Genomic DNA, 16,384 nt, shown 5'->3' with positions numbered 1-16,384 from the left:
ACACAGTATAAGAATAGTAGTGTAAAAACGGATAGTTTTGAAGATAAAGTTAGTAAGATTGCTGCTGATAACAGTATAACAGCTTCTAAGTCACCTCAATTTTCAGGGGATATGGTCATTTCACAGCCACCAGTATACAACTATTATAATTATGATAGTACATTGGCTAACAAATCTAAAGAAGAGATGACAATGGATGAGTATAAGCAGTGGTTTTATAATGAGATGTCACAAATGCCGGTAAGTGCTTGGTATCAATCCACTTGTGTTGGTGGTTCTTTGATTATTACAGATGCAGCCTTTGAGAGAATGAAAAATGATTCGGAATGGGAAAGCACCATAATGAATATGGTAAGGAAAATGTATTCAACTAATGGGATAATGGGCTCTAAAATGATTGGTTTTCAAGTTATCGGTGCGTCTCCTGAAGAATGTTATGGTGAAGGTATACCTGTGGATAGTGGCTCTGGATTAAGTACTTCAAATGATGGTGATTCGTGGTGGCAGAAACGCCATGAAAGAATGGAGAAAATAATTGAAGAGCAAATTGCAAAAGCAATACAAAGGCGGCAGGAAAGAAGAGAAAAGATAGAAAGTGATTATGTAGAAGAATTATATCAAAGACAGAAAAACATGTTATTAAATACAACAAATGGTATTGATGACAATGTGCGGATACAGAATGTAGCATCAGTTATGGAAGCGTATGAAAAAAGTAGTATCGTTTTATCAAATAAATCCGATTGAGATGATTATAGACAAGTTGTATATAATATGACTGTTGTTTATAAAATTTTTGGGAAACTGACACCTAACAAGTGCAAAACTTGTTGGGCTGGAGATTTTTGCAATCTGTGTGCTGCAGGAATGGAAGATGGGGATGAGTTATCAGCAGAGAAGCGCATGGAGCGTTGTGATAAAGTTAAGCTGACTTGTGAAATACAGTTGAAAGAATATTGTGTATTGAGGGAACATGGGTATCATTTTGATTAAACTAGGAGGAAGAACATATTACAATACACCAGGTGACAATGCAATTAAGAGCATAACCAATGCTTCAATAGGTCAATTATGGACATTTGGAGCAAAATGTTCACAAAATACGCATAGTGGAGTGCATTGGTCGGGAAGAATTAATGGAAAGTTTAAGTGTATTATGGAGCCATATCCGGGTAATGAATTAGATTTTTAAAAAGTATTTCATGTAGGAGTCAGAGCATATTACTGACTCCTATGCAGAAAGGAGAACAATTTTATGAGTATAACGAAAGTTGGAAGTTCCTATAATTTCATTTATAACACAAAGACAGGTAAATTATCTACAAAAGATGGCAGCAAAAATGAATTTGTTGATTTTTGCAATGGAGATGTAAAGGGAGAAGATACAGAGACACTGAATCATTTTGATGAGCATACAAGATATCAGTTTACAAGAATGCTGTTTGCATATGGAACCGGAATGACCGGACAGAATCCTTTTGCCAATGATGAGAAAGTCGAGATTACAGCGGATATAGACAGTGCAACCCATACTTCCTTTTATGTGAATGGGCAGAAAGCGTTTACGGCAATTACGGGTATGTCATATCTCCCATCCGAGATTCAAACCTTTGGAACCGTACAGCAGCCATTTAAAACCAGAGGGTACAAACCATATGATCCCAGTACAAACAGTATCACGATTGGGGTTGGAAGCAGATTTAATCTTGGAAATGGATACAGCATGACGGTACAGGAAGATTTTGTCTGGGGCGAGGGCTATGGAAACGGAAGCAAGGCAGATGATGAAAGATGCAATATGATGATAGGTGGTCTGAGCTCCCTGATACATTTTGCGGATCAGCAGTATTTTTCAAGTATGACAGATACATACACCGATTATATTTTAGATTTTCTTGCGTCACAGGGAGTGGATACAAGCAGAGAATTTGTGATAAACGGGACACATTGCGAACTGGTAAATGGGAAAATACGTGAAGTTGGTAACGATTATGTGGTGCCTAGTTCCATTCAGCAGAAAGCAGTGAAAAGATATGAAGAAAGTATGTCACAGCTTTTGAATAGCGGAACTTGGTATAGATGGTCATAAAAGTAATAGATCACTTGGACCGTTATGGAGAGTGAATAGATTCCGAATGACAGAGGAAAGGACAGCATATCTGCAACAGGAAAAAGAATTTTATACAGTGTTGGCATCCAAAATAGGAGAATAATTTTATGCATGATGCAAAAATGATATTGAAATAGGAGGAATAGAAGTATGCACATTGGTTCTGGTCTGAATACCGTATCTTCATTGTACGGTCAACAAAAAGGTAATCAAATGAAAACTCCTGCATCTGCGGAAAAGACATTTTATACGGCTGAAACACCAAAGGTATATCAGATATTTACAACAGATAATATGTTGTGGACAGGAGGTAATGGTACAGGTCTTTCTTATTGTCTTAAATATGCGGATGATTCGACGGATGAAAATCCTGTGGTGTTAGCGAAAGGTGTGGATGAAAACGGGAAAGAGTTTGAGCAAAGAATTTATATCAATGATGTTAATCCATCAAATGCTACAGTAGTCGAAATGCGTGCATTGGAGGCACATTACAAAGTGGAAAAGCAGGGAGGTTTCACGTCTCTGCCGCTTGAAGCTGGTAATATGGGACTTAACGACAGAAGAGATTTTATCGCAATGTTCAAAAAAAGCATAGAAGATTTAAACAAATTGGGAAGGTTTGACTTATCGTTGCTTTGGACGAAAAGTATGGATACATATCTTGATCTGACAAGTGCAAATAGTAAGTATAAATAGTGCTTAGTCATTTGAACATAGGAAAAAAAGAGAACTTGGATTACATATCATATTGAGGCTGAGAGAAAGCCAACAGGTGACACAGTCGGAAGAACTCCGGATAATGAAGAAAAAATGTGGAAAATAAAATGAAAAAAGTTTATCGATAGGGTTTCAGTATGATTCACATGATACAGATTATAAGGTAGGTGGTATAGTATGGTTACTGTAAATAATTCTGACTATTATAATAACATTCCAGCGGGCAGGGATTTAAACAACCTGCCCAATACTTCCAGCGCTGATACAACTGTAGGATATCAATATGATGGACTTACAGAGGAGGAGCGTTTCGTACAAAAAGTTTTGCAGGAGCATTATGATAAAGTGTACAAAGAAAATTTGTCTCATTCTGATCCAATGGCATATATTGAATCAAAATATTGTGATGTGACCTCACCTAATTTTTGCTCATATATGACAGAAGATCAGCGTTCCATAGCTTACCGCAATGAGAAAAGAATGTTACAAACAGGAGGAAAATATTCGGCTGGATTTGCCCGGTATGATTATGCATTAAGGAATTACAAGGATGTATATACAGGTGGTTCAAGAAGTGTTGGTTATGTACGCAATACTGACAGGGAAAAACAGTATGCCAGAAGTGTTGTAAATCAGCAAATTTCAAATCTACTTTCAAAGAATGGGATATCAATATCAAAACAGGCAGATCTGGTATTTTCTATTGACCCATATACATATCAGCTAACGGTGTCGGGAAATGCAGATAGAGATACATTATCGCAGATAGAAACATTACTGAATGAAGGGGATAATGCGAAAAATATATGGACACATGCGTGGATTTGTATGCATGATGCAGACAATGAAATTGTTAATTCGCAGGCAAATATGAAAAAGGCGAACCAATATTCTTTATGGCATGAAGTGTATGAGACAACCGGGTATGATGCACGCAATGCGACATATAAAAATGGTACTTTTATTGCAGAGGATGGTACAGATTTACTTGCATTGTTTAAGGAAAAATCTAAAAATGGTGCAGGGTATGAACTTTATTCTAAGAGATGGCTAGAATATGCTAAGAATGGCTGGAAGAAAGAAAATGATTTAGTGTTGAAAATAGGCTTTGACAGCAGTGGATTGTATGATATAGGGCAGGAAAAAGGATATGGAGCAGCACAGAATATGTGGATGAAAGGTGTTAGCCAAAGTATGTTTGAAGCTAGAGTGTGACCAATGGATGACAGAAAGTATGAACCGCTTTAAGAAGTGGTTGAATAAAATTTTTTATTAAAACTTCAAGCTGTTGGAGGTGGATTTATGGGAATCTCTTTTTCAAATATAGGAACAGTTGGAAAGGAACAGCTAATTACTTCTGGTAGTAATGGAGAACCAAACTGGTCTTATATTCCATCGAAAGGAAAAAGTACAAAAACGCAGACTGAATTTGTGAGTGAGATTAGGAAACTGGCACAAAAGGCTGCCAATGCTACTGATAAAACAGAACAAGACTCTATTTCAAGGCAGGTATTGCAGTTAAGGGCAGAATATTTGTCAGAGGTTGCACCGGATAGAAAGCAGTTGTACCAACAGGCAAAAAGTGCAATGAAAAATCAAAATACCAATCCAAAATGTAAAGGGATCGGAGAATTAACCTTACTGGATTTTTTGGAACAGGCAGAGGGAAAAAATCAGAATCTTGCAGACAAGCAGATTGCACTGGCAGGAGGTGGAACATTAAATTTCACTATTTTAACATCAGGAGGTTATGGTGTTCAAATTCAGAGTCAGGGTGTCAATGTATTGTCAAATACCGGTGCTGGCTGGGGATACGAAATGACTCCGGCAGAACTTACAAGAAAAGATGAATTTTATTCCATTTACTGGAAGGAATATAATGCCGTAAAGAATGGTATGAATTCTGAATTAAAAGAATTACCGGATTATCTGGAGAAAAGACCAGTTTTTGAAGCGAAAGCCTAATGATAATAATGCAATTCAAATAAAAAAGGGGTATTGATATATGCAGATTAGTTCCAACTATTCTATGAATGGTGTGCCATACGAAAACAGACGCAGACAGGATAATATTCCTCAATTTAGTACAGAACATACCGAACAGGAAAATGAGAGTATAAATCCATATATGGCAGATGTGGATTTTAACGAAAAAGCATTTGATATGATTGGTCCGAATGCTCCGCAGGAGGTAAAAGATGCATGGATGGAAGCAGCAAAGGAAGTAAATGCGAATGGTATGGGAATAAAGAAAAACGGAATGTTGAGCCATATATCACAGATGATGGTACAAAGGCTGAATAAGTAGATGAAGGGTGAGGTCGATGTGGATAACATCGACATTTTGGGAAACACAACAGAATCTGCAATTCAGGCAACGAAACAGGCTTTATATAATTTAGACCATCCACTGGAATATGTCCCTAAAAGCATAGAAGTTCAGAGGGCTTGTATGAAAGAAAGAGAATTCTATGTTGCGTTTCTGGAAAGATTGGAAAAGTTATAATTGACTGGAACAGAAACGGAAAATGACAACGATGAGACATATATATAATTATTTAGGAGGGACATAAATGGCAGGTATAAATGTGAATGGTATAGGAAGAAATCCGTATGCTGACAGTTACTTAACTTCTGCAAAAAACAGAAGTAATACTACATCAAAAGATACTTTTGTAAATGCGGTGAAGAAAGTAGAGGAAAGTAAAAATTCAGCGGATACAAGTAATGTGATGTATCCGGGAGATGTGACGATTGATTATCCACCTCGGATAAACAATGCTGTAAACAATAGCGTGGTTTCTGAAAAATCAAAAGATGAGATGTCACTGGATGAGTATAAACAATGGGTTATGAATCAAATATCCCAATTTCCCGTAAGCGGATGGGTTCGTTCCACATTTTCTTCAGGGTCGATTGTGATTAAGGAAGAAGCTTTTGAAAGAATGAAAAATGATCCTGAATATGAGAACTATGTTTTGAACAGAGTTCGTTCAGCATATTCCGTTCAAGGCTTGCCGGTAGGATCAAATAATGTTAGTTTTGATGTTATTGGAGCGTCATCAGAAGAATGTTACGGTTATGCAGGTCCAGTAGGAAAGAGTGGATCAGAAACAGCGAATGACGGAGAATCTTGGTGGGAGAAGCGCCACGAAAGAATGGAAGAACTTATGAAAGAACAGGAAAAGGAAGCAGTAAAAAGAGCACAGGCAAGACGAAAAGCTGTACAAAACGAATATCTAAATAGCCAGTTGGCGGCGGCAGCATATGAGAAAAGCAGTATTATTTTACCGGATAATCCTGTTATACTGTAGGCTCATCTTTTGACAGGAAAGCATAAGAATACAGGTAAGATATTTTTCGGGAGGAAGGATAAGAAATGGAAATAAACAGTAATCATTCTACATATGGGGCGGCATTTCGTCAAAAACCGATTTTTTTCATGTCTGGAAAGGAAACAGTGGCATTTTTTGAAGGGAAACTGAAGAAAAATATGACACTTCAGGAAGATTCCTGTACACTTGGCAGCAATGACACTTATCGCAGACAGCATACCACTTATGAGGTTTCGGACAAGAAGAAGGGAAGAACGTTTCTGGATCTGGATTTTCTGATTAAGGACGAAACCAGCAGTCTGAAAGGAAATCTCAGTGATAAAAAGGATGTGGATTTCTACAACTTTTCCATTCCATTTAATCGAACCATACAGAATTATTTTGGGGTTCAAATATACATGGACATGCCGGAAGGCTGTGATTATGACCTCACCTTATATGATGAATATGGCAATCAGGTCGGAAAGGCAGAATGGGACGGGGAAGGACGTAAAACACTGACCATCCCGAACTGGGATACAAATACCAATAAATATTGTATCAAAATAGAAAACAAAAATGGGGAAGAAGTTTCTCCGCATGATTATTATAAAATCAGTTTCAAGGTTACGGAAAATAAAGAACAGGAAAAGACCGATGCCATAAGGGAGGCATTCGGGAACCTTCACGGTGCATACAGCCGGAAAGATGAAAATTGGAGGGAATGCCTCGACAAATATAATGAAGTCCTGATGGATACAGAGAAAAATTATACAAAAGAAATGGAGAAACTCCACCAGAAGCAGTTTGAAAGTCTGCCGGAAGAAAAGAAATACAAAGGCGGGCGCACAGTGGATGAATTGTTGCAGGACATGGCAGAAGGAAAGACACTGGATGATGTGGAAATGGAGTATGTGAAAATTTTTGCCAACCTGAAAGATTTTGAGAAAGCACAGCAGAAGGCGGAACTGAAACATGATTTTTCCGAGGATTTTGTAAAGAATCTGGAAAGCAAAGGTATCTCACGTGATGAGCTGGATGGAATGCAGATAAAGATTGAAAGCAATGGGAATGTAACAGTGAGCGGTATCGAAGATAAAGAAGTCCGGGAACAGGTTCAGAAACTGGTAGAAGAAAAGTACAGTGACCGGATGTATCAGTATTACACAGGAATTGCTGACAGTGTGGGAAATCTGTCGTCTAATACTTATCAGTATGCCACGGATGTGCAGGAAGTCAGGCGTTACTTAAAAGGGGTTACGGGAGAAGATATTTCTCTGGAGAACCTTTATCTGACACCGGACGGAAAAATTGGCGGGTTGCCGGAAAAAGCCGCTAATCTGATCAACAAAACAAAAGACAATGCCAAGATAGAGCGGATAAAGGATGCATTGATAAATATTATAGGACATAACCGGACAAGCGGTGATCTGGGGATTCCAGACTTTACTTCGGAGTTTCAATTCAGTAATGGTGCTTTTTCTGTGGCAGACAGTGGTTTTACGGTGGATATGGCGGCATTGGATAGAAGGCTGACGCCACAACCGCATGATAACATGTATTCGGATATGTATGAGTACAGTTTCAGAAAAGTATTATGATACAGCATCAGGAGGTAAAGGTAAGATGAAGAAAGCTGAAAAGATTACAATCAAGGTATTGAAAGTAGTGGAGAGAATTGCCCGGAATGAAGTGGAAAAAACAGTTCTTGGCAGGACGGCAGAGTGTTCAGCGATTTATCACTAGCCGAAAAGACCGAAGAAAAGGGGAAACTAGGTCAGAATAATGAAATATTTTGTGGAGTGTTGCGGTTGTGATTATCGTAATGGCAAAACAAAAGGAGTAAGATAACTCCAAAAGGGTTATCTTACTCCAATAAATCAATTAAAGGTTACTGCTTGGGCTTCGGATGGAGAGAGCAGGTACGGTTCTGACTGACAGAAGAACCGTGGAAAGGAGTTAATATGGGATTAGGCGTTGAAAATTTAGTTAATGCTTATAATCAGAATTATAGGTATCAACAGAATAAGACGACAGGGCAAGCCAATCATTTAGATTTCAATAAGATTTTATCTGCTAAAGAGGGTGATAATACAGAGAAAGTACAGAAGCCAAATGAAAATAGTGTTTCAAAAGTAGATACCTACACTGAATATTTAAAGGCTAAATATGGGAATATAATGATCCAAAATGTTGGAAGTGATCAAAAGAGTATGGATTCATTGGGGACGGGGACATATGGGATGAATAATATTGTGATTGCACCCAATGTTTTGGAAACAATGGCAAATGATCCCAAAAAAGCAGCTTATTACGAAAAGATGATACAGGATTTTTTTGCTTCGCAGTCAACTGTGAAGGCGCAGATGGCAGTCGGGGGGTTTGAGATTCAATCTTATGGTATGGTTATTCACCCGGATGGAACTGCACACTATTATGTTTGTGGAGATGTTTCACCAGAAAAAAAAGCAAAGATAGAGGCGCAAATGAAAGCTGAAGATGAAGAGAAGGCTAAACGGCGTAGACAATATTTAGAGCGCAGTGAGGAGGCGGCAGAAAAGCGCAGACAGATAGAAGAGATTAATATGCAAAAGAGTAAAAAAGATGCGGCTTTTGATGATAATATATCGGCTGTTAATGTATTATCGGAAGTAGATAGGGCGGTTGCCATAGCTGCTTATGAAAATATTGCCAATACTTTTAATGAAAACATAATAAAAAGTACAATTGATAATTGAGGACTTTACTGACTATATCAACTTATAATAATCGATATATAATATTATACTAGGAGGTAATTAAATGCGTATTGGTTCGGGAGTGCAAAGTGCACCGGAAGTATTTGGAAAGCGACAAAACAATAGCAAAACATCTGCTGTCGGAAATGAGGAATTTTCTCAGACATCGGTAAAAGTGTATTTAAAGACGGATGATATGTTGTTTTCAGGTGGAAATGGAACAGGTCTTTCGTTTTATATTAAGTATGCAGAAGAGTCAACGGAGGATAATCCTGTAGTGATAGCCAAAGGAGTTGACGAAAATGGAAAAGAATTTGAAGAAAAAATTAATATTAACGATATTGATTTGAGAAATGCTTCTTATGTTGAAATGAGTGCTTTGGAGGCATATTATGATGTTGATAGGGGTAATGGTCTCAGCTCTTTTCCAGAAGAAACTGGTCACATGGGATTAAATGAAAGATGCGACCTTATATCCAGCTTTGAAAAGGTTATTCGGGATATGAATAAATTAGGAAGGTATGATTTGCAGATGTTTTATATGCGAAATATGAATACTTATCTAAATGCAAACAGTAAGCATAAATAGGGCTTAGTTATTTGAATATAGTAGAAAATATTGATATAAAGGAGGTTATAGCTATGCAGATTAGTGGATATTCCAGTGCTGCAATGTTGGCATATCGTTCTTCTGGTATGAAGCAAAAAGCAGGCACAGTGAAAAAGCAGGATTTTTCTCAGATGGTACAGAACACAAGCGCACAGGCAACAAGCCAAACAGATAAGACAGCGGCGACAAAAGAAGTCTCCGAAGTTGATGAGATGGCAGCGTTCAAGCAGGAAATCTATGAGGAACTGGCTGAAATTGATAAAATGAACTCCTCGGCTATTTTGTCCAATTCTGTACATATCACAGAAGATGGATTCAAAAGAATGAAGGAAGATCCCGCCTATCGCAAAGAAATTATGGATTGGCTTCGTGCAGATGCAAGAGCTTCTCATGGGGTTCCATTTGGTGTCCATGTTACAACAACAATTACAGGGTCTGGAGCAACCAGCTATGGTATGAATGTTTTTGATAATGATAGTGCGGCGACAAAAGCATCCAAACAGCAATGGGCTGATAAGAAGACAAAAGGTTCATTTTATCATTCAGATCGCACCTATGCTGACCGTAGAGCCGCACAGCGCAAGAGGGACAGAGAGTATGTGGCAAGTGAACGCCAAAAGCGGGAACTCATGCAGAAGATGACACTGGAAAAGAGTATTGACCAAAAGGCACAGCGACAATTACTCGATCAGAAGGCTCTTGCACAGAATGTAGTTGACCAGAAGTATGTTCAAGATTACTTGCTGGGAATGCAAGAAAGTAAAAGCTGGAACATTTGAGTATAAATAAATTCATTTATACTTTTATGTAATAATTATGGAAGGAAATACCGCTACAGGAGGGATTATAAATATGGTAAATATGGTAAATACCGCTGTAAATAACAATATTTATGCAGGAAGAAAACCTGGTTCAAAATATAACCAGTCACATACTTTTCAACAAAAGGAAGTATTAGAGGTACCGGATGGTGCAGCAGTTAACAAATATGCAAATGTTCAAGAAATCTATGAGGCATTAAAATATAACGCGTCATATAGAGTAGATAAACAGGAGCAGGATGAAATTGCTGAGAAAGAAATTCAAAATGAAGAACCAGAAATAAGCAATGATTCCAGTGAAAAAATGACAGCATGGTACCAAGGTGTTCCTTTGAAAGAATGGGCATTAACGGATCCTAAATACACGGATTCAGAAACGGGAATTTCATGGTATATTAGAGACGGAAAATATCCGTATATGGTAGGTGAGGATGCAGAAAAGTTCCGAAAACTTTGTGAAGAATCCGGGGAGTTCCCTCTAAAGAAATTTGGGGAAATGACGGGATTAATACAGAAATTAGATGACAATACAGTAGCGTATGTGGGTGATAACGGAATTGCAGTTAAATCTAAAGATGGGAAAGAAATGTTTGTGGACACATCAGGCTTGTCATATGATATTCTTATGGATATGTTCAGAAATTTGCCTAGAAATGGGAATTTTTTCAGCAATAAGTATTGGTCAGATAATATACAGAAAGCACAGGCTCGGAGCTGATGATACGTTATATTGCAGGAGTGTGTATGCTTGGACTCCGATAGGAGAAAGCAGATTGGTTCTGATTGACAGAAGAATCATATGGTTTTAGGATTGATTTTTTCAATCATAGGATTTATGGAGCGCAAGTAAAATGACTTTGGGGTTGTAAACGAGTGTGATGATATGGGACTGGGAGAACAAGTTATTTTATCCGATAAAAAAAGCAATATAACGATGCAATCAAGGCTTATGAGCATACCGGTAACGGTGTAAGCTGGTCGCAGTTTGAATGGAAAACTTACGATACACAGATGACAGTCACATTTGAGGATTCGGTGAAAGTTGAAAGCATTTCAAAAGGAATGAATGTGATAAATGGGTAGATGCAATGGTAAATAGGAGGGACATGGTCTGCCGAAAGCATTGGATGACCTATTAAATATTCGGGAGGGAATCTGACCTATCAGGATTACGCAAGCGATATCCGGGAAATTTTAGCATATAAACAGACTCAGCACAAAGGTATTATGTCTGGGTTAAATGTACAGTTTGTCATGGCAGACGGTACAATTCAGATAAAATGATTGGAGGAATAGAAATATGAACATTGGTTCTGGTCTGGATACCGTATCTTCATTGTACGGTCAACAAAAAAGTAATTATATGAAAGCACCTGCATCTGCGGAAAAGACATTTTATACGGCTGAAACACCAAAGGTATACCAGATATTCACAACAGATAATATGTTGTGGACAGGAGGTAATGGTACAGGTCTTTCTTATTGCCTTAAATATGCGGATGATTCGACGGATGAAAATCCAGTGGTGTTAGCGAAAGGTGTGGATGAAAACGGGAAAGAGTTTGAGCAAAGAATTTATATCAATGATGTTAATCCATCAAATGCTACAGTAGTCGAAATGCGTGCATTGGAGGCACATTACAAAGTGGAAAAGCAGGGAGGTTTCACGTCTCTGCCGCTTGAAGCTGGTAATATGGGACTTAACGACAGAAGAGATTTTATCGCAATGTTCAAAAAAAGCATAGAAGATTTAAACAAATTAGGAAGGTTTGATTTATCGTTGCTTTGGACGAAAAGTATGGATGCTTATCTTGATTTGACAAGTGCAAATAGTAAGTACAAATAAGGCTTAGCTATTTGGACATAGAAGGAAAGAGAATTTAAAAAAAACGAAGGAGATTGAGACAATGCAGTCAATATCAAGTTATATTAATCCTAATACAAGAGGACTTACATCTAATTACAAAAATACAGCTATTAAAGATAAGGAAACCTATAATGAGGCGATGTCGCAGCACTTACTAAATCCGGTAGAAGATTTGGTTCAAGCGTTAAAAACACCTATAAAATTGGCGAAGAGTTCGTCACTTAGCAGACAGAATAATTCTGTTAATATTGCGGAAGGGCAAAGAATCCGTGTTAATGGAGGTCATGTGCTTACGGTTACGGCGCATGGAGTAGAGGTTTCTGGTGGAGATAATCCGTATGATACACAATCATATGTAAAAGCACAGAGAATGGCAGATGCATTGGCATCCATGCTGCGAAATGCAGGTGGAACAATGGCTACTGTAGCACATTCAAAGGAGGAATATGCCCGGTATACAGAAGGAATTACGGATGTTATGTCTTATCTGGGTATAGACACTTCCAAAGATTTTACGGTCAATGGTATGAAATATAGCAAAAATAAAGATGGATGGTATGAGTCAGAAGCGAACAGTGATGCGCAGGCGGCATATGAACAGTTAAAAGCGAATAACAGAACCTATCAGTTTGCAGACGAAAAGACAAAAAAGCAGGTTGCATATATTAGTGATTATTACCTTCAGACAGTGCCGGAGAGTGTCAAGGCAGCATGGCAGGAAACATTGGAAGAAACTGGTTTTAATCCATTTCAGACGGATGTAACCAGTATATTAACGCAGCTATCGGTAGAGCAGGATTTTCTGACAGGTGGTGATGACAATATTTTTGGTGAAACGAAAGAAAGTTGTTTAGCAGCTATCGACAAAGTATTGGAGAGAATAGAAAATCCGTTGGCAGCAGTTACAGAGGAAAGGGCAGCATATCTGCAGCAGGAAAAAGAATTTTATACCGTACTGGCATCTAAAATAAGAGAATAAAATGCCGGGAGGAATTTAAAAAATGATTGGAAGTATAGGAGCGGAGAGCCGTTATTCAACAGGTTATAACAACCTAAAACCAAATCGGAACCAGAATAAGTGGGCTGACACTTTGGCTCAGACGGTGGATAAGGAGGATATTAGCAGTAGAGCGGATATCAATCGTGCTAAGAAAAGTACAGTGATGGATTCTTATCTGGCACTGTCAGGAAAAACGATAAATACTTTGAAACAGGAATATTCAGAGTACGAATCCGAAAATTATAGAATCGTACCCGATAATGAAGCTGAATGTTTTGATATATACAATAAAGACGGGGAGCGTTTGGGGGCATTTTCCTATTCTGATATAAAAATAAGACAGGATGAAACAACAGGAAAGCAGTTTTTGATTTCTGAGCATGGAACGATGAGTTACGATGCCCTGGTATTAGATGATGAATTAAAAGATGCATTGCAGAATGTAATGGATAAAGATTCGCTGGATGTGGAGACTTTGCAGGGATTTACATTAAATACACATTCAGGTACCGGCATCCAGTATTTAGTAAAAGACGGTGAGGAAGGCAGAGGTGGCAAGGTTCTTCTGCAAAATGAAGCGGATCGGAAGAGGTATGAAGAATTAGCGGAGATGTATTTTGACAAATACCCTAATTTAATTGAGAGTCGGGAAGAAGGTTTTATCTGGGCTGATTTAGAGATTAGAGGAATGGCAAAACGGACAGATCAGGGAATTATATCCATAGGAGCTGATGGAATGTCATACAGTGACAATGAAAATTATAAAAACAATTGGAGTGTCCGGTTTTCTGGTTCTATGTATGAAAAGCTGTATGAATGGCTTCAGAATAACAAGGATAGCATGGAGGAAATCCATAAATTTTCTACATGGCAAAAGGTTTTTGACGAAATTGGTGGAACGTATGAAAGAGTCTGGTCGAAAGAAGAACTGGATCAGGGATATTTGAATAATTGAAAGAGGTGACAATATGAAAATATTTAATTACATGAATAATACGAATTCAATAATGGAAAAAAATACTGATAAAGTACAGAAAGGAAATAGTCAGACAAACGAAAAACATACAGTGGGGCAATCAGTGAAGCTTTCGATTTCTAATGAGGGATTGGAGTATTATCGTAATCGTATACAGCAGAGTGGACAGGAAAAATATGATGATGTGGTTCAAAGAAAGGAACTGTTAGCGAGTAAAAAAATCAGTGATATTGATTATAGTTATGAAATTCAAAAGAAGGCAGCACAGCAGAATCAAAATGTTGATACAGGAAAAAGTGCCTTAAATATTACTGACAAGGCAAATAATTATGTTAAAGCATACGCAGAATTATATGATGAAATTGTGAAGGGCTATGAAAATGGAACCAGAGAAATATATGTAGCTGATGAAAATGGACCTCGTAAGCTTACAAAGGATGAAGAGTTAAGCAATTTAGATGCTGCATATAAAAAAACAGTGGATGACTTTGTGACAATGGAGACAACCAATCAGCATGCCCGTGGAATTATTGGTGAAGAAATGAATAAAATTTCAAAAATTACCACAAGGTCAACTTTGGCATCGGCTTACATTGAGGAGCAAAAAACCAGGGGAAAGGACGAAATCCCAGAAAATTTAACTGAGAAAATGTATGGTGCAATTACCTCATTTAAGGAGAAATATACAATGATTCAGCCTAATAGAGAGCAGTTATTGATGAGCATTAAGATTTGATGATGTTAGTACTATGATTTACAAATAAAAATAGTAATTACATATCATATTGAGGCTGAGAGAAATTAAATATCCAAGTCGTTCGATATAATAGAAATTATTTTAAGTTTCAATAACAGGGAGGTAGGATTATGGCAATTACAGGTATCAATAACAGCAGTTACACATCGTATTATGCTTCAAATTACAAGAATACTGTTAAAAAAACAGATAGTGAAAAGGATAGTACAAATACAAAAGACGGCAACGTGACAACAAGTACAGTTGAATTAAAAACATCACGTCCCGGTGTGACAAAAACAGAGCAGATTAAGACGGGGTATAGCAATGTAAATGATTATTCAAAATACTTGCAAGGAAAATACCATTATATGAATATAGGGCTGACTTCAATGCAGGGTATTCCGACAACGGTATCTGTTTCAAGTGCATTTTTACAAAAGTGCATGAATGATCCGGAAAAAGCAAAGTATTTGGAGGAAAACTTAGCAGCCATTCCGGATTGTACAAAAGATACGATTAATGGATGTTTGGGCACTGTGACAAATCAGAGTTATATGATTGATGCAAACGGAAATATTATAGAGACAGCATCTTGTACAAATGATCCAGATGGGAAAATAGCGAAAGAGAATGCTGAACGAAAGGCAAAAGAGAACAGAGAAAAAGAGGAAAAAGTAAAAGAGAAAAGAGCTGCTAAAAAAGCAGAGGAAGAAAAAGCTGCAAAGAAACGTGCAGAAAAATCGGCAGAAAGAAAGGAAACGGGTGATTATACCTTATCCGTAACTGGTACTGATGTAAAAAGTATGACACAAAGCCTTGTAGCAGGATCTGTGAGTATTTCTGTACCTGATAGATCAAGTTTTGATATTAAGGCATAAGAGGATTTGATAAAAGAAAAATATCTAATTGGTGCATTGGATGGCATCACCAGAGAGTAGAGTGGCAGAAAGTCAGTAGATATAAAGTTATAGATAGATTTATTTATGAACCGTGAGGTGGATTTATGGGAATCTCTTTTTCAAATATAGGAACAGTTGGAAGGGAACAGTTAATTACTTCTGGTAGTAATGGAGAACCAAACTGGTCTTATATTCCATCGAAAGTAAAAAGTACAAAAACGCAGACTGAATTTGTGAGTGAGATTAGGAAACTGGCACAAAAGGCTGCCAATGCTACTGATAAGACAGAACAAGATGCTATTTCAAGGCAGCTATTGCAGTTAAGGGCAGAATATTTGTCAGAGGTTGCACCGGATAGAAAGCAGTTATACCAACAGGCAAAAAGTGCAATGAAAAATCAAAATGCCAATCCAAAATGTAAAGGGATCGGAGAATTAACCTTACTGGATTTTTTGGAACAGGCAGAGGGAAAAAATCAGAATCTTGCAGATAAGCAGATTGCACTGGCAGGAGGCGGAACATTAAATTTCACTATTTTAACATCAGGTGGTTATGGGGTTCAAATTCAGAGTCAGGGTGTGAATGTATTGTTG

The 16,384-nt window shown here is 37.6% G+C and carries 18 protein-coding genes and 1 pseudogene; all 19 read left to right on the top strand.

The features are described from left to right. Positions 1–747, top strand: a 747-nt coding sequence (locus tag OCV77_RS15810) for a hypothetical protein (RefSeq protein WP_262575942.1), incomplete at its 5' end; no start/stop codon positions are given. 508 nt (positions 748–1,255) lie between these two features. After that, on the top strand, positions 1,256–2,089 hold the full coding sequence (locus OCV77_RS15805; RefSeq protein ID WP_006859193.1) for a hypothetical protein: 834 nt from the start codon (positions 1,256–1,258) through the stop codon (positions 2,087–2,089). A 171-nt stretch (positions 2,090–2,260) separates the two neighbouring features. Further along, positions 2,261–2,806 (top strand): hypothetical protein, encoded by a 546-nt coding sequence (locus OCV77_RS15800; protein ID WP_262575941.1) that lies wholly within the window; start codon positions 2,261–2,263, stop codon positions 2,804–2,806. Positions 2,807–3,004: 198 nt separating this feature from the next. Then, the gene (locus OCV77_RS15795) at positions 3,005–4,042 is read left to right on the top strand and encodes a DUF4885 domain-containing protein (protein WP_262575940.1); all 1,038 of its coding nucleotides are present in this window, start codon (positions 3,005–3,007) and stop codon (positions 4,040–4,042) included. 87 nt (positions 4,043–4,129) lie between these two features. Continuing rightward, complete coding sequence (locus OCV77_RS15790; protein WP_262575939.1) at positions 4,130–4,792, top strand: hypothetical protein; 663 nt, start codon at positions 4,130–4,132, stop codon at positions 4,790–4,792. 40 nt (positions 4,793–4,832) lie between these two features. Then, positions 4,833–5,333 (top strand): annotated as a pseudogene (locus OCV77_RS16780) (hypothetical protein). 67 nt (positions 5,334–5,400) lie between these two features. Beyond that, the gene (locus tag OCV77_RS15780; RefSeq protein WP_262575938.1) at positions 5,401–6,141 is read left to right on the top strand and encodes a hypothetical protein; all 741 of its coding nucleotides are present in this window, start codon (positions 5,401–5,403) and stop codon (positions 6,139–6,141) included. Between the two features lie 65 nt (positions 6,142–6,206). Next, positions 6,207–7,742: a hypothetical protein gene (locus OCV77_RS15775; RefSeq protein WP_262575937.1), complete on the top strand. Its 1,536-nt coding sequence runs from the start codon at positions 6,207–6,209 to the stop codon at positions 7,740–7,742. Positions 7,743–7,767: 25 nt separating this feature from the next. Next, the gene (locus OCV77_RS16775; RefSeq protein ID WP_015517458.1) at positions 7,768–7,887 is read left to right on the top strand and encodes a hypothetical protein; all 120 of its coding nucleotides are present in this window, start codon (positions 7,768–7,770) and stop codon (positions 7,885–7,887) included. Between the two features lie 218 nt (positions 7,888–8,105). Then, the gene (locus tag OCV77_RS15765) at positions 8,106–8,879 is read left to right on the top strand and encodes a DUF6033 family protein (protein ID WP_015517459.1); all 774 of its coding nucleotides are present in this window, start codon (positions 8,106–8,108) and stop codon (positions 8,877–8,879) included. Positions 8,880–8,943: 64 nt separating this feature from the next. Then, positions 8,944–9,468 carry a hypothetical protein gene (locus OCV77_RS15760; RefSeq protein WP_015517460.1) on the top strand — a complete coding sequence of 175 codons (525 nt, stop codon included), beginning with the start codon at positions 8,944–8,946 and terminating at the stop codon, positions 9,466–9,468. 53 nt (positions 9,469–9,521) lie between these two features. Next, a complete protein-coding gene (locus tag OCV77_RS15755) occupies positions 9,522–10,268 on the top strand; it encodes a hypothetical protein (RefSeq protein ID WP_015517461.1) in 747 nt (248 codons plus the stop codon). A 73-nt stretch (positions 10,269–10,341) separates the two neighbouring features. Further along, on the top strand, positions 10,342–11,028 hold the full coding sequence (locus tag OCV77_RS15750; RefSeq protein WP_015517462.1) for a hypothetical protein: 687 nt from the start codon (positions 10,342–10,344) through the stop codon (positions 11,026–11,028). A gap of 582 nt (positions 11,029–11,610) precedes the next feature. Further along, a complete protein-coding gene (locus OCV77_RS15745) occupies positions 11,611–12,156 on the top strand; it encodes a hypothetical protein (RefSeq protein WP_015517463.1) in 546 nt (181 codons plus the stop codon). A 61-nt stretch (positions 12,157–12,217) separates the two neighbouring features. Beyond that, a complete protein-coding gene (locus tag OCV77_RS15740; RefSeq protein WP_148446255.1) occupies positions 12,218–13,156 on the top strand; it encodes a hypothetical protein in 939 nt (312 codons plus the stop codon). Positions 13,157–13,178: 22 nt separating this feature from the next. Then, the gene (locus tag OCV77_RS15735; protein ID WP_015517465.1) at positions 13,179–14,132 is read left to right on the top strand and encodes a hypothetical protein; all 954 of its coding nucleotides are present in this window, start codon (positions 13,179–13,181) and stop codon (positions 14,130–14,132) included. 13 nt (positions 14,133–14,145) lie between these two features. Next, positions 14,146–14,889, top strand: coding sequence for a hypothetical protein (locus tag OCV77_RS15730; protein WP_012744369.1), 744 nt, complete (start codon positions 14,146–14,148; stop codon positions 14,887–14,889). Positions 14,890–15,020: 131 nt separating this feature from the next. Next, a complete protein-coding gene (locus OCV77_RS15725; protein WP_118375750.1) occupies positions 15,021–15,770 on the top strand; it encodes a hypothetical protein in 750 nt (249 codons plus the stop codon). Positions 15,771–15,895: 125 nt separating this feature from the next. Further along, positions 15,896–16,384 (top strand): hypothetical protein (locus tag OCV77_RS15720; RefSeq protein WP_262575933.1); only part of this gene is annotated, 489 nt, incomplete at its 3' end.

It is taken from the genome of Suilimivivens aceti (genome assembly GCF_025567405.1).
GTDB lineage: Bacteria > Bacillota > Clostridia > Lachnospirales > Lachnospiraceae > Suilimivivens > Suilimivivens aceti.
This window is presented reverse-complemented; position numbering and strand designations above follow the sequence as displayed.

Bases quoted from the DNA above. Each gene is read 5' to 3' on its own strand.
- OCV77_RS15775 (WP_262575937.1), top strand. From the start codon at position 6,207: ATGGAAATAAACAGTAATCATTCTACATATGGGGCGGCATTTCGTCAA.
- OCV77_RS15725 (WP_118375750.1), top strand. From the start codon at position 15,021: ATGGCAATTACAGGTATCAATAACAGCAGTTACACATCGTATTATGCT.
- OCV77_RS15795 (WP_262575940.1), top strand. From the start codon at position 3,005: ATGGTTACTGTAAATAATTCTGACTATTATAATAACATTCCAGCGGGC.
- OCV77_RS15740 (WP_148446255.1), top strand. From the start codon at position 12,218: ATGCAGTCAATATCAAGTTATATTAATCCTAATACAAGAGGACTTACA.
- OCV77_RS15745 (WP_015517463.1), top strand. From the start codon at position 11,611: ATGAACATTGGTTCTGGTCTGGATACCGTATCTTCATTGTACGGTCAA.
- OCV77_RS15765 (WP_015517459.1), top strand. From the start codon at position 8,106: ATGGGATTAGGCGTTGAAAATTTAGTTAATGCTTATAATCAGAATTAT.
- OCV77_RS15800 (WP_262575941.1), top strand. From the start codon at position 2,261: ATGCACATTGGTTCTGGTCTGAATACCGTATCTTCATTGTACGGTCAA.
- OCV77_RS15790 (WP_262575939.1), top strand. From the start codon at position 4,130: ATGGGAATCTCTTTTTCAAATATAGGAACAGTTGGAAAGGAACAGCTA.
- OCV77_RS15755 (WP_015517461.1), top strand. From the start codon at position 9,522: ATGCAGATTAGTGGATATTCCAGTGCTGCAATGTTGGCATATCGTTCT.
- OCV77_RS15780 (WP_262575938.1), top strand. From the start codon at position 5,401: ATGGCAGGTATAAATGTGAATGGTATAGGAAGAAATCCGTATGCTGAC.
- OCV77_RS15805 (WP_006859193.1), top strand. From the start codon at position 1,256: ATGAGTATAACGAAAGTTGGAAGTTCCTATAATTTCATTTATAACACA.
- OCV77_RS16775 (WP_015517458.1), top strand. From the start codon at position 7,768: ATGAAGAAAGCTGAAAAGATTACAATCAAGGTATTGAAAGTAGTGGAG.
- OCV77_RS15760 (WP_015517460.1), top strand. From the start codon at position 8,944: ATGCGTATTGGTTCGGGAGTGCAAAGTGCACCGGAAGTATTTGGAAAG.
- OCV77_RS15750 (WP_015517462.1), top strand. From the start codon at position 10,342: ATGGTAAATATGGTAAATACCGCTGTAAATAACAATATTTATGCAGGA.
- OCV77_RS15730 (WP_012744369.1), top strand. From the start codon at position 14,146: ATGAAAATATTTAATTACATGAATAATACGAATTCAATAATGGAAAAA.
- OCV77_RS15735 (WP_015517465.1), top strand. From the start codon at position 13,179: ATGATTGGAAGTATAGGAGCGGAGAGCCGTTATTCAACAGGTTATAAC.